The sequence below is a fragment of the Sulfitobacter sp. G21635-S1 genome (assembly GCF_027213915.1).
In the GTDB taxonomy this organism is placed as follows: Bacteria; Pseudomonadota; Alphaproteobacteria; order Rhodobacterales; family Rhodobacteraceae; genus Sulfitobacter.
In genome coordinates this window covers 264687-286721 of record NZ_JAPWGV010000001.1, presented here as the reverse complement: position 1 = coordinate 286721, position 22035 = coordinate 264687, and the positions used below count along the sequence as shown (strand labels likewise).

Sequence of the window (22035 nt, the reverse complement as noted above, 5' to 3'; positions counted from 1 at the left end):
TACATATTTACCTTATTAATTTCCATTTCAAATAAATTACTTGAAATGGAAATTAAAATCGCTCACCGTTGCCGTTACAGGCCATGACCCCGCACGGGGGGCAGGGCGCGGCAGGAGAGATCACATTGTATTGGCTGTTGGCATTTGTCGTTTTCATCGTCGTCCTGCTGGGCGGAATATGGTTCCTGCAGCGGTTCTACGCCAAGGCAACGCTAGAGACTGCCGTGGTGCGCACGGGCATGGGCGGGCGCCGGGTGCTGACCGATGGCGGCTGTGTGGCCCTGCCGATCGTGCATCAGCTGCAACGGGTGTCGATGCAGACAGCTGCCGTCACGATGGTGCGCACCGGCCGCGATGCAGTCCTGACGGCTGACGCGATGCGCGCCGATCTGGTGATGGAGTTCGAATTGCGCGTGGCCTCCGATGTGCAGAGCATCGCAACCGCGGCACAGGCTTTCGGCCACAGGATTGCACGCGGCGGCGAAGCATTCGAGACCGTGCTGGCGGGCCCCCTCGCCAATGCCATCCAAACCGCTGCTGCCGCCCGCGGCATCAACGAGATTCATTTGGAACGGGCCGCGTTCACGGCGCAGGTTTCAGCGATGGTTTCGGAGCACGCCGCACGGCTGGGCCTTGAGCTGGTCACGGCGGCGCTGGTTTCCGTCGATCAAAGCGACTTCGCTCAGCGGGACGAGAACAACAGCTTCAACGCGCGGGGCATGCGGCGGCTGGCCGAGATGGTTGCCGAAGAACGCAAGGCCCGCATCGCGGTAGAGACAAGCACCGAGATCGCCGTGCGCGAGCATCGCTTGGCCCAGCATCAGCGGCAGATCGAATTGCAGCGCGCCGAGCGTGAGGCCGAAATTGCGCAGCGTGAGCACCTCGCAAGGCTGGAGGCGGAATCGGAAAGCCGCTCTGCCCAGTCCCGCGCAGAGCAACATCGCGCCTCCGAGACCATCCGCATCCGGGAAGAACAGGAAGCAAAGACAGCCCAGGTGTCAGCCGACGAGGCCCTGCGCAAGGCCGAGATGAAGGCGCTGCTGGAACTGGAAGAAGCGAAGATCGCGCATGGTATCAGCCTGGCACAATCGCGCACCAAGGAAGCCAAGGTGAAAGCCGAGGAAGAAGCAGCGCGGGCGCAGGTAATTCTGGCTGCCGAGAGTGTTCAGGCTCAGAAAGACCGCGCCGTGACGGAACGCGAGCGTGAGATTGCGAAACTGAAGCAGGCACGCGACATCGAGCTTGAGGACGCGCGGGTGAAAAGTGATGTCAGCACGTTGCTGGCAAGGGCCCAGGCAGATGCATCGGCGCGCACGGCAACGGCCAATGCCGAAAAGATCGCGATGGAAGCCGAAGCCGCCGGGCGTGTTGCCCTGAACAAGGCGGAGAATACCCTGAGCGATGCCGTCATCCGCATGCGTCTTGAGGAGCGCAAGCTCGACAAGATGCCGGAGATCATGACCCAGATGATGAAGCCGGTCGAAAAGATCGATTCCATCCGCATCAACCAGATCAGCGGGTTTGGCGGTGGTGCGGGATCGGGCGGCGACGGGGCAGACAGCGCCTTTGGTGCGGCGATGGACCAGATCCTGGGAATGGCCGTGCGCCTGCCCGCGATGAAACAGATGGGCGAAGAGATCGGGCTTGATTTCGACGTGCCCAATGCGGGGCGGACCGCAGATTACGCAAACCGCATCAAGGCGAAAGACGACCCACAAAATTCAAAAGAGTGACCCGCAGTCACCTTCAATGAAACTCACCAACGGAGGACAATATATGTCTCTGAACAGAAGAGAATTGCTTGGCGGTGCGACCGCCCTGACCACGGCGGGCCTGCTGCCACGGGTGGCGTTTGCCGCTGACGCCATCAAGCTGGGTTCGATCCTCGACAAATCCGGGCCCTTCGATGCCTATGGCAAACCGATGGACATGGCGACGCGGCTGGCCGTCGCAGAGATCAACGAGGCCGGTGGCCTTCTGGGTCGCGAAGTCGAGATCATTGCCTATGACACCCAATCCGACATGGCGCTGTATTCACAATACGGACAGCAGCTGACCCGGCAAGACAAGGTAGATGTGGTGCATGGCGGCATCCTGTCGGCCTCCCGCGAGGCAATCCGTCAGACCATGCGCAAGAGCAAGACGCTCTATTTCTATAACGTGCTTTACGAGGGCGGCGTCTGTGACCGGAACATCTTTATCAACGGAGTCACCCCGGCCCAGCAGGTCGAGGCGCTGGTGCCTTATGCGATGAACAACTCGGGCAAGAAGGTCTATATCCTCGCGGCCGATTACAACTATGGCCAGATCACCGCGCGCTGGATCGAGAAGTTCGTGCGCGACAATGGCGGCGAGGTCGTGGGCACCGATTTCTTCCCGCTCGACGTGAGCGACTTCGGCTCGACCATCGCCAAGGTCCAGACGGCGGCGCCGGATCTGGTGATCGCGCCTCTGGTCGGCGGTGCGCATCTGTCATTCTTCCGCCAATGGGCAGCGGCCGGCATGAAGGACAAGATCGCTTTGGCCTCCACTACCCTTGGTGTCGGCAATGAGCACAAGGTGCTGACACCCGAAGAGGGCAACGGCATCATGTGCGCCTACAACTACAGCCAGGAGCTGGACACCCCCGAAAACGCGGCCTTCAAGGAGCGGTGGGCGGCGATGTTCGACGGCGACCAGTCGATGCATGAAATTGCGGTTTCCCACTACCATGGGCTGCATACCTGGGCAGAGGGGGTGCGGACAGCGGGCACAATCGACCGCGATGCCGTGATCGAGGCGCTGGAAACCGGCATCTCCATCACCGGACCGGGGGGCAAGGTCACCGTCGACCCCAAGACCCACCACGCGGTGCTGGACGTGCATCTGATGGAGATGCGGGACCAGAAGATGGAGGTCATCGAAACGCTGCCCCAGCGCCAGCCGATTGACACCCAGGCGGTCTGTGATCTGAGCGCGAACCCCGATGACAACACGCAATATGAGATCGAGATCTGATCCGGTTCTCCCCGGGGTCGGGGCGGCTTTGGCGGCCCTGACCCATTTCTCTGAACGGCAGGTATCATGGACCTCACATTCGTAATCATAGTGGAAACGCTCTACGCGGTGGCATCGCTGGTGCTGATCAGCGCGGGGCTTGCCGTTGTCTTCGGGATGATGAAGGTCATCAACCTTGCCCATGGCGAATTCATGATGATGGGCGGATATGTGACCATCACCGCCGTGGGTCTGGGGGTGAATGTCTTTGTCGCCATGCTTGTCATCGCGCCCCTTGTCGTCGGGCTCATCGGTCTTGTTGTTGAGCGTCTGGTGATCCGCCATCTTTACGGGCGGCTGGTGGATACGATGCTTGCCACCTGGGGGCTGAGCCTTGTCTTTATCGGGCTTGCCACGATGATCTTTGGCAATACCACCACGGGCATCTCGACCCCGATCGCGGGTTTTACTGTCGGTAATTACCAGATCAACGGCTATAATTTCTTTATCATCCTTGTGTCCATCGCGCTGGTCATCGGGATCTACGCGGTTCTGCGGGGCACCCGTGCCGGGCTGATTGCACGCGGCGCGATGCAGCGTTCCGACATGGCCGCCGCACTGGGTTACAGCCCCGACCGTATCTATATGGCGACTTTCTTTTGCGGCTCGGCCCTGTCCGGGCTGGCAGGCGCGGTCCTGGCACCGCTGGTCGGTCTGGTGCCGACCTCCGGCGGGGCCTATATCGCCAAGGCCTTTATCACCGTGATCGCCGGGGGCCCGGCGCTGATTGCCGGGCTGGTCAGTTCGGCCACCAGCTTCGGGGTCGTCAGCCAGGTCTTTACCTTTGCGATCTCGCCGGTGATCGGTGAAGTCGCCCTTCTGGTCCTGGCGGTCATCCTGTTGCGCGCGATGCCGCAGGGGATCACCGGACGGCTCTTCAAGGGGAAACTGTGATGGCGCGGACAGCCCTGCAGGACGTGCTGCTGACGCTTGTCGTGTCGGCACTGCTGATCTGGATCATGCCGATGCTGATCGGAACCTACACGCTGACGGTGCTGGTCATCTACGGGATGCTGGGCCTCAGCCTCGGGCTGATCTGGGGGTTTGGCGGCATCCTGTGCTTCGGACAGGCGGCGTTCTTTGGCCTGGGTGCCTATACCTATGCCATTGCGGCCATCAACATCGCGGAAAGCACCCTGCCGATGCTGTTGGCCGTTCTGGTGCCCGCCATCTTTGCGGCATTGCTCGGCGCGATGATGTTCTATGGTCGGCTGACGGATGTCTACCTGGGGGTGATCACCCTGGTGGTCACGCTGATCCTGTTCAAGTTCGTCAATTCCACTGCCGGCCCACATTATGTGATCGGCAAGGCCCGGCTGGGCGGTTTCAACGGGATTCCGGGTTTCCAGACCCTCAATGTGCCGGGCGATCCGGGGGCCTACATCTGGGGTGATCCCTATTACTATGTCTGCGCGGTGGCACTGGTGATCGTGTTCCTGCTGGTCACCTGGCTGTTGCGGTCCTCTTTCGGCCGCATCGCATTGGGCATTCGCGAAAACGAGGTCCGGATGGGGCTGATGGGTTATGACGTGGCAGCGCGCAAGACCGTGATGTTCGCCATCGGTGCCGCCATTGCAGGGCTGGCCGGGGCGCTGTTTGCCAATTGGGGCGAGATCGTCACACCCAGCCTGTTTTCGCTGGGTCAATCCGCCGAGATCATCATCTGGTGCATCGTCGGGGGCCTTGGCACCCGGATCGGACCGATCATCGGGGCGGCAGGGCTGGCCTATCTGAAGTTCCTGCTGGGCCAGCAAAGCCTGATCGACAACACGCTGATCACCGGGCTGATCCTGGTGCTCTTCGTCCTGTTCCTGCCAAAAGGGCTGGCTCCGGCCATCGCAGCACTTTTTCGGGCCGTTTTTGGCCGCACAAGGCGCAAGCCGGACGCCCGCCGGATGCGGAGGATGCGGCATGGCTGAGACGGTACTGGAAACCCAGGGGCTGACCATGCGCTTTGGCGGCGTGACCGCCAGCGACAACGTCAATTTCAAGCTGAAAGCGCGGGAGCTGCGCTGCCTGATCGGCCCCAACGGCGCGGGCAAATCGACCTTTTTCAAATGCGTCACCGGGCTGCTGACCCCGACCGAGGGGCATGTCTTCATGCGGGGTCAGGAGGTGACGGGATGGCACCCGCATCAGATCGCGTCACTTGGGGTCGGGATCAAGACCCAGACACCGAATGTCCTGGATGCCTTGAGCGTGCGGGAAAACATCTGGCTTGCGGCGCGGCGCTTTCACCCCGTGAAAGAGGCGCGCGCCCGCAGTGACGAGATGATCGACCGGCTGGCGCTGGGATCCATTGCGCGCAGTTCGCTGGGCCAGCTGGCACATGGCGAACGGCAGCGGGTGGAGCTTGGGCTTGTCGCCGTGGCCGACCCCTGGCTGGTGCTACTGGACGAGCCTGCGGCGGGTATGAGCGCACAGGATGTGGAGCGCATGACCGCCATCATCCACGACCTGACCAAAACGGCAGCCGTGGTGATTGTCGAACATGACATGCAATTCATCCGGTCCATCGCAGATACGGTGACGGTATTTCACCAGGGTGCCGTGCTGATGGAAGACCACGTGGACCGGGTGATGTCAGACGCCCAGGTGCGGGCCGTTTACCTGGGGAAAAAGACCTGATGCGCGAAGAGAACGAGATTTTACTGTCGACCAAGGGGCTTTCCGGCGGCTATGGCCGCGTGCCGATCCTGCACGGGATCGACCTGGAGGTGGCGGAAAACGAGGTTGTCGGGGTGCTGGGGCACAATGGCATGGGCAAGACCACCTTGCTCAAGACATTGATGGGTTTCCTGCCGGCGGCCTCCGGGCAGATCAGGTTTCGCCAGACCGATCTCACCCGCCTTCCGCCGAACGAGCGCAGCCAGCTGGGGCTGGGCTATGTGCCGCAGGGGCGGGGGATTTTCCCGCAGCTGTCCGTTCGCGACAATCTGCGCTTTGCCTGGCACGACTTTGGCGCAGGCACCGAGGCAGAAGTGATGGAGAATGTGCTGGCCGATTTTCCGCGCCTCACCCGGTTGCTGGACCGCGAAGGCGGTGCACTCTCCGGGGGCGAACAGCAGCTTTTGTCACTGGCGCGCTGCCTGATGGGCGATCCCGACTTCCTGCTGCTGGACGAGCCGACCGAGGGCATTCAGCCCTCGATCATCGAGGAGATGGCCGAGACCCTGCTGAAGCTGCGCGAAAAACGCGGGCTGTCGATCCTGCTGGTTGAGCAGAATTTCGATTTCATCGCGGACCTGTCCGACCGGGTGCTGGTGCTGGAGCGTGGCCGGATCACCGGAACGCTCAGCCGGACCGACCTGTCGGATCAGGCCAAGGTCGACCAGTTCCTCGGCTTTGGCACCGCGCGGGGCACGCGGCAGGAGACTGCCGCGCCGGGTCCCACACGGGCCCTGGCAAAGGACCGACCCGTGCGCGGGCAGAGCTTCCCAGGGAATACCCCGCCAGCCGTCTCTGATACCCGACATTCCAACCCTTCAACGGTGAACATAATGACGATCAAACGCCCCACACTGGCCCAAATGCGCAGCATGGCCGATCGCTTCGGCATGTCACTCTCTGACGAGGATCTGCTGGAATACACCGAGATCATCGAGCCCTATATGCAGGCCTATGACCGGCTGGACGCCATGCCCGACAACTTGCCCGAAGTGCGGTATCCGCGCAGCCCGGGCCGCTTTCCGGACCCGTCGGAAAACCCGCTCAATGCCTGGTATGTCAAGACCGAGGTGCGCGGCGCGCCGGACGGCAAGCTACGGGGCAAGCGGATTGCGCTGAAGGATACGATCTGTCTGGCCGGGGTGCCGATGATGAACGGATCGTCGATCATGGAAGGCTATACGCCCGAGATCGACGCCACCATCGTGACACGGATGCTGGACGCGGGCGCGGTGATCGTCGGCAAGGCGCATTGCGAGAACTTCTGCCTGTCGGGCGGATCGCATACCAATGCCAAGGGGCCGGTGCACAACCCTTACAAGCGCGGCTATATGGCCGGGGGGTCTTCTTCGGGTTCGGCGGCACTGGTGGCGGCAGGCGAGGTGGACATGGCCATCGCAGGCGATCAGGGCGGGTCGATCCGCATCCCGGCCTCGAATTGCGGTTGCTACGGGATGAAGCCGACGCATGGGCTGGTGCCCTATACCGGGGCCATGCCGATCGAACAGACCATCGACCACCTGGGGCCGGTGACCAATACCGTCGCAGACAATGCGCTGCTGCTGGAGGTCCTGGCGGGCGAAGACGGGCTGGACCCGCGCCAGTACAAGCCCAAGGTTTACAGCTATACCGAGGCGCTGGGGCGCGGTGTGGCGGGGATGCGGATCGGCGTCCTGAAGGAAGGCTTCGGGCACCCGAACTCGGAATCGGATGTGGACCATAAGGTCATGATGGCCGCCGAACGGTTCCGCGATCTGGGCGCGCGGGTCGAAGAGGTCTCGGTGCCGGACCACCATGTCGCGATGGATGCCTGGACCGCGATCACTCTGGAGGGGCTTCAGGACGGCATGATGTGGGGCAATTCCACGGGCACCAACTATCGCGGGCTGTTCCTGCCGTCGATGACGGACCATATGGCGCAATGGCGCGGGCGCGCGGATGAGCTGAGCCATTCGCTGAAGACCTGCATGTTCGTCGGCGAACATTTCCAGCGCCAGTATCGCGGACGCTTTTACGGCAAGGCGCAGAACATCATGCGCCGCTGCAACGAAAGCTATCATGCCGCGTTGAAACAATATGACCTGCTTCTGATGCCGACCCTGCCGATCAAGCCGCAGCCGCATCCGCCTGCCGACAGTTCTCTCAGCTTGTATGTGCAACGGGCTTTTGAGATGGTCGCGAATACCGCACCTTTCAACGGGGGCTTGCCCGCGATGAACGTGCCCTGCGGTTTCAGCGAAGGGCTTCCGATCGGGATGATGCTGGTCGGCCCGAACTACGGCGAGATGAAGATCTACCAGGCGGCCCATGCTTTTGAACAATCGGGCGACTGGCGCAACATGTAAGGAGGCCTTTGATGACGATCCTGAATGAAAGCATTGCAAACCGGATTCAGAATTTCGGCCTGGACTCCCGGTCAGAGACGGAAGGCTCCCTCGCCCCGCGCGACGGTAAATCCTATGTTCAGGGCGGCAAGCAGCCTGAACTTGCCTTTGCCACGATCCCGCAACTGCTGCGCGATGCGGTGTCCCGGTATGGCCCGCGCGACGCGCTGGTCTTTCCCCAGGCACGGCTGAGCTATTATGATATGGACCGCGCGGTGGATGCGCTTGCCTCGGGTTTCCTGGCACTGGGTCTGCAAAAGGGCGACAGGCTGGGCATCTGGTCGCCCAACCGCCTGGAGTGGATCCTGACGCAATTCGCAACAGCGCGGATCGGCGTCATTCTGGTCAACATCAACCCGGCCTACCGCCTGTCGGAACTGGAATATGCGCTGAACAAGGTGGGCTGCAAGGCGCTGGTCCTGGCGCAATCCTTCAAGACCTCGAACTATATCGAGATGCTGCGCAGCCTGGCCCCGGAACTGGCCAGCTGCGAAAAGGGCCGGTTGCAGGCTGCCCGGCTGCCACATCTGCGTCATGTCGTCGTGATGGGAGAGGCGGGTCAGGCGGCGGGGGCCTGGAGTTTCGACGAGGTTTCAAATCTGGGCGGCCCCGCCCAACAGCTCCGCCTGCCGGAAATCGACCGCACGCTTCAACCCGATGATGCGATCAACATCCAGTTCACGTCAGGCACGACAGGACAGCCCAAGGGGGCCACGCTGACGCATTACAACATCGTCAACAATGCGCGTTTCGTGACCGACAGGATCAGGCTGACCGAAAATGACCGGCTGGCGATCCCGGTCCCGCTTTATCATTGTTTCGGGATGGTGATGGGGGTCCTTGGCGCCGTCAGCAAAGGGGCTGCAATGATCTTTCCGGGGGAAGCATTTGACCCGGCGCGGACGTTGGACGTGCTGGCCACCGAGAGTTGCAGCGTTCTTTACGGCGTCCCGACCATGTTCGTGGCGATGCTCCAGAACCTTGATGAGACACCGCGCGACATGTCCTCGCTGCGCACCGGGATCATGGCCGGCGCGCCCTGTCCCGTGGACGTGATGAAAAAGGTCAATGACCGGATGAACATGAAAGAGGTGACGATCTGCTACGGCATGACGGAGACCTCGCCGGTGTCCTTCCAGAGCTTTGTCGATGACACGACAAGGCAGCGCTGCGAGACCGTGGGCCGGGTACATCCGCATCTTGAGGTCAAGATTGTCGACGAGGACGGGCAGATCGTGCCGGTCGGCACCCAGGGGGAGCTGTGCACGCGGGGATATTCGGTCATGAAAGGCTATTGGGAAGACCCCGACCGCACGAGCGAAGCGATCAGGGACGGCTGGATGCATACCGGCGACCTCGCCGTTCTCGACGCGGAAGGTTTCTGTTCGATCACCGGGCGTGTCAAAGACATGATCATCCGTGGGGGAGAGAACATCTATCCCCGCGAGATCGAGGAGTTTCTGTTCGGACATCCCGACATCAGCGATGTCCAGGTCTTCGGCATTCCCGACAAAAGGCTGGGCGAAGAAGTCTGCGCCTGGGTCATTCCAAGACAGGGCAGCACCCTGACCGAAGATGCCGTATTGGCCCATTGCCAGGGCCAGATTGCCCATTTCAAGATCCCGCGCCATATCCGCATCGTGGATGAACTGCCCATGACGATCACCGGCAAACCGCAGAAATTCATCATGCGCGACCGGATGATCGAAGAGCTTGGCAAGGCCGGCGCTTAGCACGACCAGCAATAGAAACGACTGCAACCGGCCACGCCACCTGCTGAAATCCCACCATCCAGGTGCGCGGCGCTGAGAAAATGAGGCGCCGTTTTCGATACGCATTCAGCGCCTCGTTTCGTGACTAAACTGCGGTTTAGAACCGCATTCAGATTGTTTTCCCGCAGGTCTCTCGGGCGTTGAGCACTCCCTTTGAACGCGGCGCAAATTCCTGCGCCAAACCCGGGTGCGCCATTGGCGTGAACCGGCGGATTTCTGCACTCTGATACTTTTTCTGGACACATGTTCAGAATATGTGTTCATCTTATTGGGCAGAGTGGGGAGACTCTGTTCAGGGAGGAAGATTATGCCATTCAAGACTTCATTCGACTACGTGATCGTGGGCGGTGGTTCTGCGGGATCTACGCTCGCGGCGCGGCTTTCCGAGGATTCTTCACTGTCCGTCTGTCTGTTGGAAGCGGGAGGTAACGGCGATCACATCCTGATCCGCGCGCCCGCCGGTGTTGTCGCCATGCTGCCGGGACACGGAAAGATCTCGAACTGGGCTTTCAACACCGTGCCGCAACCCGGCCTGAATGGCCGCAAGGGCTATCAGCCGCGCGGCAAGGGACTGGGCGGATCAAGCGCGATCAACGCGATGCTCTATGTCCGGGGCCACAAGTCTGACTATGACGATTGGGCCGATGCGGGTTGCGACGGCTGGTCCTGGGATGACTGCCTGCCCTATTTCCGACGATCCGAAAACAACGAAGCGGGCGCGGGTGACTTTCACGGCAACCGCGGGCCTCTCCATGTTTCCAATCAGAAAGCGCCGCGTCCGATTTCGCGCGCCTTTGTCCAGGCGGCCACGGAATGCCAGCACCGCGAGACGGCGGATTTCAATACCGGCGACAATGAGGGTGTTGGGCTTTACCAGGTCACCCAGTTTCACGACAAGGACAGGAACGGCGAAAGATGCTCGGCAGCGGCGGCCTATCTTCACCCGATCCAGAAAACCCGCAAGAACCTGACAATCATCACCGGGGCGCATGCGACAAAGATCCTGACCGAAGGGAAACGCGCCACCGGTGTCAGCTACCGCAAGGGCCGCAAGGACGCGCGCGTGACAGCCAGACGCGAGGTGATCCTGTGCGGTGGCGCCTTCAATTCACCCCAGCTTCTGCAGTTGTCCGGCATCGGCGCGGCAACGGAACTCCAGCGCCATGGCATCGAGGTCGTGCATGACCTGCCCGGCGTCGGCAAGAACCTTCAGGATCACCTCGACTTTGTCCTGGCCTACAAATCAAAGGATACCGACAATTTCGGCATCGGCCTGACGGCAACCGTCGACCTGACGAAACATATTTTCAAATGGCGCAAGGACGGCAATTCGATGATTGCCACACCTTTTGCCGAGGGGGCGGCGTTTCTCAAGACCGAGCCGAGCCTCGACCGGCCGGATATCCAGTTGCATTTCGTGATCTCGATCGTAGACGATCACGCGCGCAAGCTGCACCTGGGCCATGGCTTTTCCTGTCATGTCTGTACCCTGCGGCCTCACAGCCGGGGCGAGGTGTTTCTGGCCAGCAGCGACCCGATGAAGGCACCGGGTATTGACCCGCAATTTCTGTCCGACCCGCGTGACCTTGAGACCTTGATCAAGGGGGCGAAGATGACCCGCGAAATCCTGGAAGCCCCGGCCATGAAACGCTTTCGGCACAAGGAATTGTTCAATGTGAAAGACGGGATGACGGACCAGGAGTGGGAAAGCCACATCCGCGCCCGCGCGGACACGGTCTATCACCCGGTTGGCACCTGCAAGATGGGCGTGGACGATATGGCGGTGGTCGATCCCGAACTGCGGGTGCATGGGATGGAGGGGCTGCGCGTCGTGGATGCCTCTGTCATGCCGACATTGATCGGCGGGAATACCAACGCCCCGACAATCATGATCGCAGAGCGCGCGGCGGACATGATCCGCGGCATCAAACCCGCTGCAATCGCGGCAGAATGAAGGAGACCAGGATGTCTGGAACGATGATGTGGCAAGCTCTGACGACGGGCTCACTGATAGAACATGCAGAGAAGTATCACGCCGGTACGGAGGTTGTCTCGGTCGAGACGGATGGCAGCATCGCGCGCTCCAGCTGGGGTGAGATTGGCGCGAATGCCCGGCGGATCAAGTCGGCGCTCGACGTCCTCGGTGTTCCCGCGAACGCCCGCTGCGCGACCATTGCCTGGAACAACCGGCGGCACCTTGAGCTTTACTTTGGCATCGGCAGCGGCGGACGGGTCACGCATACGATCAACCCGCGACTGACGCCGGAACAGATGGTCTATATCCTGAACGATGCCCGGGACGAGGTGCTGTTTCTCGACCGGACCTTCCTGCCCGTTGCAGCCAAGCTCGGTCCGCTGCTGAAATCGGTTAAGCATTACGTCCTGATGGGCCCCCGCGACGAAGAGGCGGCGGGCATGGTCGAGGGACTTCTGTTCCATGACGATCTGTTGCAGGCGGGGGATCCCGCTGCCGAATGGCCGGACCTGGACGAGAATGCGCCCGCCGCGCTGTGCTATACTTCCGGCACCACCGGCAATCCCAAGGGCGTGCAATATTCGCACCGCTCTCTCGTGTTGCATTCCATCGGTGGCAACCAGCCCGACGGCCTGAACATGGCGGCCCGCGACGTGGTGATGCCGGTGGTGCCGATGTTCCATGTCAACGCCTGGGGCGTGCCCTATGTCGCCGCATCGGTCGGTGCAAAACTGGTGATGCCCGGCCCGAAACTTGATGGTGAAAGCCTGGCCCGGCTGATCGATCAGGAGCAGGTGACGCTGTCTTTGGGGGTGCCGACGATCTGGATGGGGCTGCTGGCAGGGCTGAAATCCACCGGCATCAAGCCGACCTCGATGAAACGCACGGTGGTCGGCGGGTCGGCCCTGCCGCCGTCGATGATCCGCGAATTTCGCGACACCTATGGTGTCGAGCTGATCCATGCCTGGGGGATGACAGAAACTTCGCCGCTGGGCACGTTGAACCAGCTTCTTCAGAAACACACCGGGTTGAGCGCCGACGCGCAGGCCAGGCTGCGCGAAGGGCAGGGGCGTCCGCCCTGGGGTGTCGACCTGCGGATCGTGGACGACGCGGGCCAGGAGCTGCCCCGTGATGGCAAGACCCAGGGCGCGCTGCACATCCGCGGCCATTGGGTCGTGGACAGCTATTTCGGTCAGGACGCCACGGCCCTGACGCAGGACGGCTGGTTCGACACCGGCGATGTGGCGACGCTGGACGGGGACGGCTACATGGTGATCCGCGACCGGTCCAAGGACATCATCAAATCGGGTGGTGAATGGATCTCGACGGTGGAGCTGGAAAACATCGCCATCGCCCATCCGAAGGTGGCAAATGCCGCCGCCATCGCCGCGCGCCATCCCAAATGGGACGAACGGCCCGTTGTTTTGGCTGTCCCCGCCGAGGGCGCATCCCCGACCGAAGCGGAGATCCTCGAAGCCTACGATGGCAAGGTTGCAAGCTGGCAGGTGCCCGACCGGGTGATTTTTGTCGGTGAACTGCCACTTGGGGCAACGGGCAAGGTGCTGAAAAACAAACTGCGCGAAGCCTATGGCGACGTGCTGATAAAGGAGGCATGAGATGAATCAGATCACCACAGACCTCATCCCGGATCATTCGGCTCTCGACCGTGACCTCGATGCGCTGGTCGCCGCCAAGGACATCTGGGCGCGCACAACGAATGCGGAGCGGATCGCGGTGCTGGAAGAGATCAAGGACCGGCTGCTGGCAGTCGCCGAGGGCTGGGCCGAAACGGCGGCCCGGCACAAGCTGATCGCGCCGGGCTCACCGCTTGCCGGCGAAGAATGGATATCGGGGCCCTATGCCGTCATGGCGGCGTGCAACGGGCTGATGCAGACGATTGCCGGGGTTGAGGGAAAGACCTTCCTCGATCATCTGAAGAAACGCCAGACTGCGAACGGTCAGCTTGCCGTGCGCGTGGTGCCGCACACAATCTGGGATCATCTGCTGCTGTCGGGCATCAACGCGGAGGTCTGGATGGAGCCCGAGGTCACCGAAGGCACGCTCGCCGCCAACACGGCCACTGCCTACGATGGACCGGCTGAGGCGCGCGAAAGCGGGGTTTCCTTGGTGCTGGGGGCGGGCAACATCGCCTCTATCGCCCCGCTCGACGTGTTCCAAAAGGCATTCTCGGAACACAAGGTCGTCATTCTGAAGATGAACCCGGTGAACGACTACCTGACACCCTATCTTGAGGCGGCGCTCCAGCCGCTCATCGAACGCGACGCTCTGCGCATTGTCCGGGGCGGTGCCGATGTCGGCGGATATCTTTGCACTCACAAATCGGTGGACGAAATCCATATCACCGGTGCCGCCGCATCTCATGACGTGATTGTCTGGGGGCCGGGGGCGGAGGGCGCAAAGAACAAGAAAGCAGGCACGCCGAAGCTGACCAAACCGATCACCTCAGAGCTTGGCGCGGTCTGTCCGACCATCGTGGTGCCGGGGCATTGGTCTGCCGCCGACCTGCGGTTCCAGGCCGAACATATCGCCACGCAGAAGCTGCACAATTCCGGCTTCAACTGCGTCGCCTGCCAGATGTTGATCCTGCCCGGCCAATGGCCGCAAAAGGTGGCGCTGATGGGGCACCTGCGCGACGTCATGCAGCAGGTCGAGGCGCGCCAGGCCTATTATCCCGGTGCCGCCGACCGGATGGCGCATTTTGCCAGCCACGCGCCGGACGCCGAGCGGTTCGACCGGGGGGCAGCCCCCGCCTGTGTCGTGGCCCCGGTGGGGGATGGCGAAAGCTGGTTCACCCGGAACGAAGTTTTCGCCCCGGCCATGTCCACGCATGAAATCAGTGAGGCCAACCCAGAGGCCTACCTGATCGAGGCAATGCGCTATGCCAACGACACCCTGCACGGCACGCTTGGCGCCAATATCCTGATCCATCCGAAAACAATTCGTGAAATCGGCAAAAGACGGTTCGAAGAGATCATCAGCGAGCTGCGTTATGGCACCATTGCCATCAATGCCTGGACAGGTCTTGCCTTTCTAGCCACGGCCTGCCCCTGGGGCGCCTTCCCCGGTCACACGCTGGATGACGTCGGCAGCGGGATCGGCTTTGCCCATAACACCTTCATGTTTGACCGCCCGCAACGGGTCGTGGTGCAGGCCCCCTGGCGGCCCTTTCCGCGCAACATCCTGTCTGGCAAGGCAACCCTGCTGCCACGCCCGCCCTGGTTCGTCACCAACCGACGCCAGCATGTCCTTGGCCGGTTGCTGACGCGGTTCCAGCACAGTCCGGGATGGTTGAAGTTGCCGCGGATTTTCGTCAATGCACTGAGGGGGTGATCCTGGAGGCCATGACGACGTGACCAAAATCGACAAAATGTCCCGCCTCGTGGAAAAGGCAGACGCCAAATCCGCAAAGCGCACGCGCAAGAAGGACGATCTTGCCGACAGCGCCATCGCGGCGCTCAAGCAGCTTGGCTATGCCCGCACCAGCCTGCGCGACATCGCCGAACTGTCGGGCGTGGCCGTGGGCACGCTGCATTATTATTTCGAGGACAAGGTCGATCTGATTACCTATTGCGTCCGGCGCTACAAGATCAGCTTCATGAAGGAAATGCAGTCGATCCTGTCGGATGATGTGGAGGCCACCCAACTGGCCGAGCGCTTCATCAAGGGGTTGTCGCGGTCAATCCGGCGCGATGCGGAGACTCACCGGCTTTGGTACGACATCCGGTCCCAGGCGATGTTCGACCCCGCCTTTCACGAGGTCGTGCAGGACATCGAGAACGGGTTGATCGACATCGTCGGAGAGTTTCTGACCCGGACAGGCAACACCCATTCGGAGGCAACGCCGGTTTACCTCGTGCTGGACGCCGCGTTTCGGTTTCACCTGCAGAAATATCTTGCAGGCGATCAATCAATGCCTGCCAGGTTCGAAGCGCAGGTTTCGATGCTGCTGGCCTCGATCACTGCCGCACCCACATCCGGTGACTGACGGGACCGGACCGGCTTTCAACCGGGCTGATCCGCCTCGCCGGGCCTGAGGCGTTGGGAGTCGGTGCAGACGCACAGGACTTCGGCCTCCTGCGTACCGGTGCTGAGATAGGCATGTCCCATGGTGCTGTCGAGGTAAACGCTTTCCCCCTGCTGCAAGGTCACCGGGGCATAGAATTCGCTGCGCACTTCGACGGTTCCTTTCAGCACGATAAGGAATTCTTCGCCTTCGTGTTGTTCCAGCCTGCCGAAATCATGAAGGGTCGAGGATTTGATGCGGGCAAGGATCGGCACCATGCGCTTGTTCGTCAGCTCGGCACAGAGGTATTTATATTCGTAGTTGTCGGTGTCGATGACGATGCCGTCGTCGATCCTGGAGGGCAGCATCCGGCTGTTGGGAGGGCGCTTGTCATAGGCGCTTTGTTCATCCCCGATCAATTGCCCGATAGACAGTTCCAGCCCCTCGGCCAGACGCAGAACCTTGTCGAGCGTTGGTGACAGCGCGCCGTTTTCGATCTTGGAAATGGTTGAAACGGAGACACCCGAAAGCGATCCCAGGTCCGTCAGTGTCATCTGTTTCGACTTGCGCAAATGCCTGAGGCGCGCGCCAAGAGCTTGGGCAGTGGTCATGGATTCCGGGTCTCCGATAGGCTTCGGAATACTTTTAAGCCGGATTCTCCTGGAAGGAAATTATTTTCGTATGTGAGAAAATTTTGTTGCATCCTGCGAAAACCTGCCTAGCCTGACGGCAATGGAATCGACCCCATAGAAAGTGCTGCAATGGCTGAACTGACCCACTCGGCGGACGTGATCATCATCGGCGCAGGCATTGCCGGGGCATCGGTCGCGGCGCATCTGGCCGCCTCATTGCGGGTTGTGCTGGTCGAGATGGAAAGCCAGCCAGGCTATCACACCACCGGGCGTTCCGCCGCCGTCTTTGCCCCCAGCTATGGGCCCGAAGCCGTGCGCGCGCTGACCCGTGCCTCTCGCGGGTTTTACGATCAGCCGCCCCAAGGTTTTGCATCCGAAGCGCTGCTGACGCCCCGCCAGATCCTGATGATCGCCCGTGCGGATCAGCTTGCAGCGCTGGAAAGCTCGATTGCTGCGGTGGCAACCGGGACCAGGGTGCAGCGGCTTGATGCGAGCGGTCTGCGCGCCCATCAACCCTTGCTGCGCGAAGGCTATGCAACTGCGGGGATGCTGGATTGTGGCGGGCAGGACATCGATGTTGCCGCGCTCCATCAAGGTTATCTGCGGCTGTTCAGGGCGCGGGGCGGTGTGACCCGTACAAAAGCCGCTGTTGAGGGGCTGAAGAGGGAAGGCAACACCTGGGTTGTCCGCACCTCTGGCCAAGACCACATGACCGCGCCGGTGATCGTCAACGCGGCGGGGGCCTGGGCCGATCAGATCGGGCAGCTGGCAGGTGCCGAAAACATCGGACTGGTGCCCAAGCGGCGCACGGCGATGGTTGTGGCGGAACCGGCGGGTTTCACCCGGCGCGATGCCCCCATCACAATCGACATTGACGAAGAATTCTACCTGAAGCCCGACGCGGGCCGGTTGCTGATCTCGCCTGCCGATGAAACACCAACCGATCCCTGTGATGCCCAGCCCGAAGAAATGGATGTCGCCATCTGCGCGGACCGGATCATGACAGCCTTCGATCTGGATATCAGACGGATCGAAAACAAATGGGCGGGACTGCGCAGTTTCGTCTCCGACAAGGAGCCGGTCATCGGGTTCTCCTGGAGGGTTGACGGTTTCTTCTGGATGGCGGGGCAAGGTGGATATGGTATCCAGTCCGCCCCCGCCGCCGCCGAGGTTGCGGCGGCCCTGATCCTGGGCGCGGAGATGCCCGCGGTGGTGACCGACACCGGCTTTGACCCTTCGCAGGTCTCGCCCAACCGGCTGGCGGTGCCGGCATGATCTGGATCGTGCCCTTCATCGCGGCGGCCTTTCTGGCCTCTGGCCTTGCGCTTGCCTATGTCATCGGCGGCGCGGCAGTGCTCAGCTTTGTCATTTCCGACAACACCCGCTACCTGGCAGTCCTGCCGCAAAAGGTGTTTTCCCAGATCAGCGTGTTTTCCCTGCTGGCGATGCCGCTGTTCATTCTTGCAGGCGAATTGATGAACCGGGGGGGCGTGACCAAGTCGCTGATCGACCTTTCGATGGCACTGATTGGACGGCTGCGCGGTGGGCTGGGGCATGTGAATATCATGACTTCTGTCTTTTTCGCGGGCATTTCAGGGTCGGCCGTGGCCGATGCGGCGGCGCTGTCAAACACCCTGGTCCCGGCGATGCGGGAACGGGGCTATACGGCGGAATATGCCGGTGCGATCACTGCGGCCTCGTCGATCATTGGCCCGATTGTGCCGCCCTCCATCATCCTGATTTTCTACGGCGCATTGATGCAGACCTCGGTTGCGGCGCTGTTCGTTGCGGGCATTCTGCCGGGCCTGCTGCTGGCTGTGGCGCTTTTCGCGGTCAATGGTTTCTTTGCCTGGCGCGACGACCACCCGCGCGTCGAAAAAGGCGAAGCGCCGAACCTGCTGTCCGCAGTCTTTGCCGCCCTTCCGGCATTGTGCCTGCCGCTGGTCATTGTGGGCGGCATCGTTCTGGGCTGGATGACCCCGACCGAAGCGGCCTCTGTCGCGGTAGGCGCCGCGATCGTCGCATCATTCTTCTATTCGCCGCTGACGGCCTCCGATGTCTGGGAGAGTTTCTCGCGCACCGCCGTCCTGACCGGGTCGATCTTCATGATCCTCTGCGCCGTGGCCGCCTTTGGCCATCTCGCCGCACTCGAAAGAATTCCGCAGGCGATTGCCGGGCTGGTCGATCAGATGGGCCTTGGCCCCGTCGGTTTCCTGATCGTGATGAACATCCTGTTTATCTTTGCCGGGATGGTGATGGACGTGCCCGTTGCACTGGCCTTGCTGGTGCCGCTGCTGGCACCTGTCGCACTGGCCAACGGGGCGGACCCCGTACACCTGGGCATCGTCATCTGCTTCAACCTCTGCATCGGGTTGGTCTCGCCCCCGCTGGGCGGCTGTCTGCTGATCGTCTCCACCGTGACGGGCGTGGATTACTGGCGGCTTGCCCGCGCGGTCATGCCCTTTGTCTTTGCCGAAATCATTGTCCTGGGCGTGCTGGTTTTCACGCCCGAGATCAGCCTCTGGCTGCCCCGCACGCTGGGGCTTTGGAAATAGCTCAAGACCACACCAACAAGGGAAGGAACCAGAAAATGAGAATGACAACCATTCTGACCGCTTCAGCCATCACCGTCGCCCTGACACTGCCCGCGACGGCGGAAGTCAAGATCGCGCTCGACAGCCCGCCTGATCTGGAGAAATCAGGCACCTACATGTGGGCCCATACCTTTGGCGAATACCTCAACGCCAATGGCATCGAAGCCACGGAGTTTGAACGCAACTCGCTGGGCGAAGAGGCAGAGCGTCTGGACCAGGTCAGCCAAGGGTTGCTCGAAGTCTCCATGTCCGACGCGAAATCGGCAGGGGCGCTCGACACCACGATCAACGGGTCGATGATGCCCTACTTTTTCGACGACATGGCGCAACTGGACATGGCGCTGGACGCAGGCGGCATGCTGGCGCAGATCAACGCGGGCACCACCCCCAAGGGCGTGCGCGTGCTGGACATCGTCTATACCGGCACCCCCACGGGTATCTTCACCACAGAAGTGCCGATCCGCACGTTTGAGGACATGAGCGGCGTGCGGATGCGTGCCCTGGACGAGGTGCAGATCAACACATTCGAGCAATGGGGCGCGAAAGGGACCATCGTATCCTGGTCCGAAGTGCCCAATGCGCTGCAAACCGGCGTCGCGGGCGGTTATATCAACCCGGCCTTCGTGCCGCTGACCTACGGGCACACCTCCTTCATCAACTATTTCACCAATGCCCGGATGAGCCCCTCTGTCCGCGTCGCGATTGCTTCCGAGGACTGGTATCAAGGTCTGACGGACGAAGAGCGCGCGACCGTGCAGGCGGCCGTCGCAGCGGCCCATGAGGCGAACCGCAAGCTGGTTTCCGACGATACCGAAGTGCTCAAGCAACTGGGTGAGGCGGGGATCGAGGTGATCGAACTGACACCGGAGGAGCGTCAGAAATTCCGTGACGCCAGCCAGCCGCTTTATGAATCCACCGAAATGCCCGATGGCGCGCTTGCCGCCTGGAACGCAGCGGTCGGGCGCTGATCCCATGCGGGCGGTGGCAAATCTGCTGGACCGGCTGTCGGGCGGGCTGAACCGCGTGGCGCTGCTGGGCGCTGCCCTGGCGGTCGCGCTGATGCTCTTCGCGGCCGGCTGGCAGGTCATCGCCCGCTACCTTCTGAACCAACCTCCGATCTGGACAGAAGAGCTTGCGCGCTTCTCCATGGTCTGGGGCGGATTGCTGGGCGCGACCTGCGCCTTTCGGTTCCGCAGCGACCCGACCCTTTTCCCCGAGGCCCTGAAAGCCACCGGAACCCGCGGGTTTGCGGCCACTCTGGTCCGCGCCTTCGGCGTATTGTGCTTTATCCTGCCGATCCTCTGGTTCAGCTTCCTCGGGCCCGGCGCCGATCCGGCGCGCGGCTACCTCGCGCGGCTGACGGGCAGGCAAACCGAAACGATGGACCTGCCGATGGTGGTCTTCGGGATAGCGATCCCGCTCGCCTTTTCGCTCATTCTCCTGCACGTGCTGGCCGATATCGCGCGGGCCATCGCCGAACTGAAAGACACCCGATGAAACTCTTCATGGCTTCGCTGGCAACTGAAACCAATTCGTTCTCCCCGATCCCGACGGGGTGGAGCGGGTTCAAGGAACATCTTTACACCAAGCAGGCATCGCGGGGCGAAGCGGGGCTTTACGCCGCTGCCGTCACGGTCTGGCGACACCGCGCCGAAGCGCTGGGATGGGAAGTGGCCGAAAGCCTGTCGACCTATGCGCAACCGGCGGGCCCCACCGTCGGCCATGTCTACGAGGCGATGCGCGATGACATCCTGAGCGATCTCAGATCTGCCATGCCGGTCGACGTGGTGCTCTTGTCGATGCATGGCGCGATGATCGCACAAGGCTACGACGATTGCGAAGGTGACCTGCTCGACCGGGTGCGCGTCATCGTCGGGCCCGATGCAAAAGTTGGGCTGGAGGTTGACCCTCATTGCCACCTTACCGAAGCGATGCTGGACAATGCCACCGCGATCATCTGCTACAAGGAATACCCCCATATCGACGTGACCGAACGCGCCGAAGAACTGTTCACCATCTGCGCCGATGCAGCGGCGGGCCGGGTCACGCCGGTCATGCGCGACTATGACTGCCGGATGATGGCCATGTATCACACGCCGTTCGAACCGGTGCGCAGCTACGTGGACCGGATGAGCGCGATGGAAGGGACGGGCGGTATCCTCTCTGTCTCTCTGGTGCATGGCTTTCCATGGGGGGACAATCCGCGCTGCGGGACAAGGACGCTGGTCATCACCGATGGCGACGCGGATCTTGCCGCAGAACGGGCCGAGGCCCTGGGCCGGGCGCTTTGGGACATGCGCGGCGACCTGCGCCGCTTCCCCGGCATGGACGAAGGGATCGACCGTGCCGTCGCATCCAACGCCGCACCCGTCGTGCTGGCGGATTTCGCGGATAATGCGGGGGGCGGGGCGCCTTCGGATTCCACCTATGTCCTCCAGGCCGTGCTGGAGCGCGGGCTGAAAGATGTCGCCATCGGCACCTTCTGGGATCCTGTGCTTGTCGGCATGTGCATCGACGCGGGCATCGGGGCCACAATGGCCGTGCGCGTGGGGGGCAAGATCGGACCCATGTCAGGCGATCCGGTCGATCTGACCGTGACGGTGCGCGGCATCGCCCATGATGCCGTGCAGCATCTGGGCACGGCGGAAATGAACATGGGCGATTGCGTCTGGCTCGAAGCGGATGGTGTGCATCTTGTCCTGAACACGCGCCGCACCCAGACCTTCCACCCTGAAGCCTTCGAAAACCTTGGCATCAACCTTGCCGCAATGAAATACGTGGTCGTGAAATCCTCACAGCATTTCTACGATGGCTTCGCCCCGATGGCGGCAGAGGTTATCCACCTCGGCACCCCCGGTGCCATCACCCCGGATTTCACCAGACTTCCGCTGACCAAACGCGACGGGAACTATTGGCCAAGGGTCGATAACCCTTTCTCATAGAATGGAATA

The 22035-nt window shown here is 61.8% G+C and carries 17 protein-coding genes; 16 read left to right on the top strand and 1 reads right to left on the bottom strand.

The window, feature by feature from the left end; translation table 11 throughout:
- The first annotated feature begins 83 nt into the window (after nt 1–83).
- The 11 genes from O4H53_RS01350 (at nt 84) to O4H53_RS01300 (ending at nt 15840) form a co-directional block, all read left to right on the top strand.
- Nucleotides 84–1733, top strand: a complete 1650-nt coding sequence (locus O4H53_RS01350) for a flotillin domain-containing protein (RefSeq protein WP_269360761.1) — start codon at nt 84–86, stop codon at nt 1731–1733.
- A gap of 43 nt (nt 1734–1776) precedes the next feature.
- The gene (locus O4H53_RS01345; RefSeq protein ID WP_269360759.1) at nt 1777–2997 is read left to right on the top strand and encodes an urea ABC transporter substrate-binding protein; all 1221 of its coding nucleotides are present in this window, start codon (nt 1777–1779) and stop codon (nt 2995–2997) included.
- A 66-nt stretch (nt 2998–3063) separates the two neighbouring features.
- Complete coding sequence (locus O4H53_RS01340; RefSeq protein ID WP_269360758.1) at nt 3064–3930, top strand: branched-chain amino acid ABC transporter permease; 867 nt, start codon at nt 3064–3066, stop codon at nt 3928–3930.
- Nucleotides 3930–4955, top strand: a complete 1026-nt coding sequence (locus O4H53_RS01335) for a branched-chain amino acid ABC transporter permease (protein ID WP_269360756.1) — start codon at nt 3930–3932, stop codon at nt 4953–4955. Before O4H53_RS01340 ends, O4H53_RS01335 begins: the two co-directional genes overlap by 1 nt.
- Nucleotides 4948–5664 carry an ABC transporter ATP-binding protein gene (locus tag O4H53_RS01330; RefSeq protein ID WP_269360754.1) on the top strand — a complete coding sequence of 239 codons (717 nt, stop codon included), beginning with the start codon at nt 4948–4950 and terminating at the stop codon, nt 5662–5664. The genes O4H53_RS01335 and O4H53_RS01330 overlap by 8 nt, the downstream gene beginning before the upstream one ends.
- Nucleotides 5664–8048 carry an amidase gene (locus O4H53_RS01325; RefSeq protein ID WP_269360751.1) on the top strand — a complete coding sequence of 795 codons (2385 nt, stop codon included), beginning with the start codon at nt 5664–5666 and terminating at the stop codon, nt 8046–8048. The genes O4H53_RS01330 and O4H53_RS01325 overlap by 1 nt, the downstream gene beginning before the upstream one ends.
- Before the next feature lie 11 nt (nt 8049–8059).
- Nucleotides 8060–9820: an AMP-binding protein gene (locus O4H53_RS01320; RefSeq protein WP_269360749.1), complete on the top strand. Its 1761-nt coding sequence runs from the start codon at nt 8060–8062 to the stop codon at nt 9818–9820.
- Nucleotides 9821–10166: 346 nt separating this feature from the next.
- Entirely contained in the window at nt 10167–11813 is a 1647-nt protein-coding gene (locus O4H53_RS01315) for a GMC family oxidoreductase (RefSeq protein WP_269360748.1), read from the top strand.
- Nucleotides 11814–11824: 11 nt separating this feature from the next.
- Nucleotides 11825–13450 carry a long-chain fatty acid--CoA ligase gene (locus O4H53_RS01310; protein WP_269360746.1) on the top strand — a complete coding sequence of 542 codons (1626 nt, stop codon included), beginning with the start codon at nt 11825–11827 and terminating at the stop codon, nt 13448–13450.
- A gap of 1 nt (nt 13451) precedes the next feature.
- The gene (locus tag O4H53_RS01305; protein WP_269360744.1) at nt 13452–15185 is read left to right on the top strand and encodes an aldehyde dehydrogenase family protein; all 1734 of its coding nucleotides are present in this window, start codon (nt 13452–13454) and stop codon (nt 15183–15185) included.
- 19 nt (nt 15186–15204) lie between these two features.
- Complete coding sequence (locus tag O4H53_RS01300) at nt 15205–15840, top strand: TetR/AcrR family transcriptional regulator (protein WP_269360742.1); 636 nt, start codon at nt 15205–15207, stop codon at nt 15838–15840.
- Nucleotides 15841–15857: 17 nt separating this feature from the next.
- Here O4H53_RS01300 and O4H53_RS01295 read toward each other — a convergent pair whose 3' ends face one another.
- Nucleotides 15858–16469 (bottom strand): helix-turn-helix domain-containing protein, encoded by a 612-nt coding sequence (locus O4H53_RS01295; RefSeq protein ID WP_269360740.1) that lies wholly within the window; start codon nt 16467–16469, stop codon nt 15858–15860.
- Between the two features lie 150 nt (nt 16470–16619).
- On the opposite strand from O4H53_RS01295, the gene O4H53_RS01290 reads away from it, so the two are divergent.
- From O4H53_RS01290 to O4H53_RS01270, 5 genes are read left to right on the top strand one after another with little or no spacing between them, the layout of a single operon-like run.
- The gene (locus O4H53_RS01290) at nt 16620–17765 is read left to right on the top strand and encodes an NAD(P)/FAD-dependent oxidoreductase (protein ID WP_269360738.1); all 1146 of its coding nucleotides are present in this window, start codon (nt 16620–16622) and stop codon (nt 17763–17765) included.
- Nucleotides 17762–19045 carry a TRAP transporter large permease gene (locus O4H53_RS01285; protein ID WP_269360737.1) on the top strand — a complete coding sequence of 428 codons (1284 nt, stop codon included), beginning with the start codon at nt 17762–17764 and terminating at the stop codon, nt 19043–19045. Before O4H53_RS01290 ends, O4H53_RS01285 begins: the two co-directional genes overlap by 4 nt.
- Before the next feature lie 35 nt (nt 19046–19080).
- Nucleotides 19081–20052 (top strand): TRAP transporter substrate-binding protein, encoded by a 972-nt coding sequence (locus O4H53_RS01280; protein ID WP_269360736.1) that lies wholly within the window; start codon nt 19081–19083, stop codon nt 20050–20052.
- Between the two features lie 4 nt (nt 20053–20056).
- Complete coding sequence (locus O4H53_RS01275; RefSeq protein ID WP_269360734.1) at nt 20057–20581, top strand: TRAP transporter small permease; 525 nt, start codon at nt 20057–20059, stop codon at nt 20579–20581.
- Nucleotides 20578–22026 (top strand): M81 family metallopeptidase, encoded by a 1449-nt coding sequence (locus O4H53_RS01270; protein ID WP_269360733.1) that lies wholly within the window; start codon nt 20578–20580, stop codon nt 22024–22026. The genes O4H53_RS01275 and O4H53_RS01270 overlap by 4 nt, the downstream gene beginning before the upstream one ends.
- Nucleotides 22027–22035 lie beyond the last annotated feature (9 nt).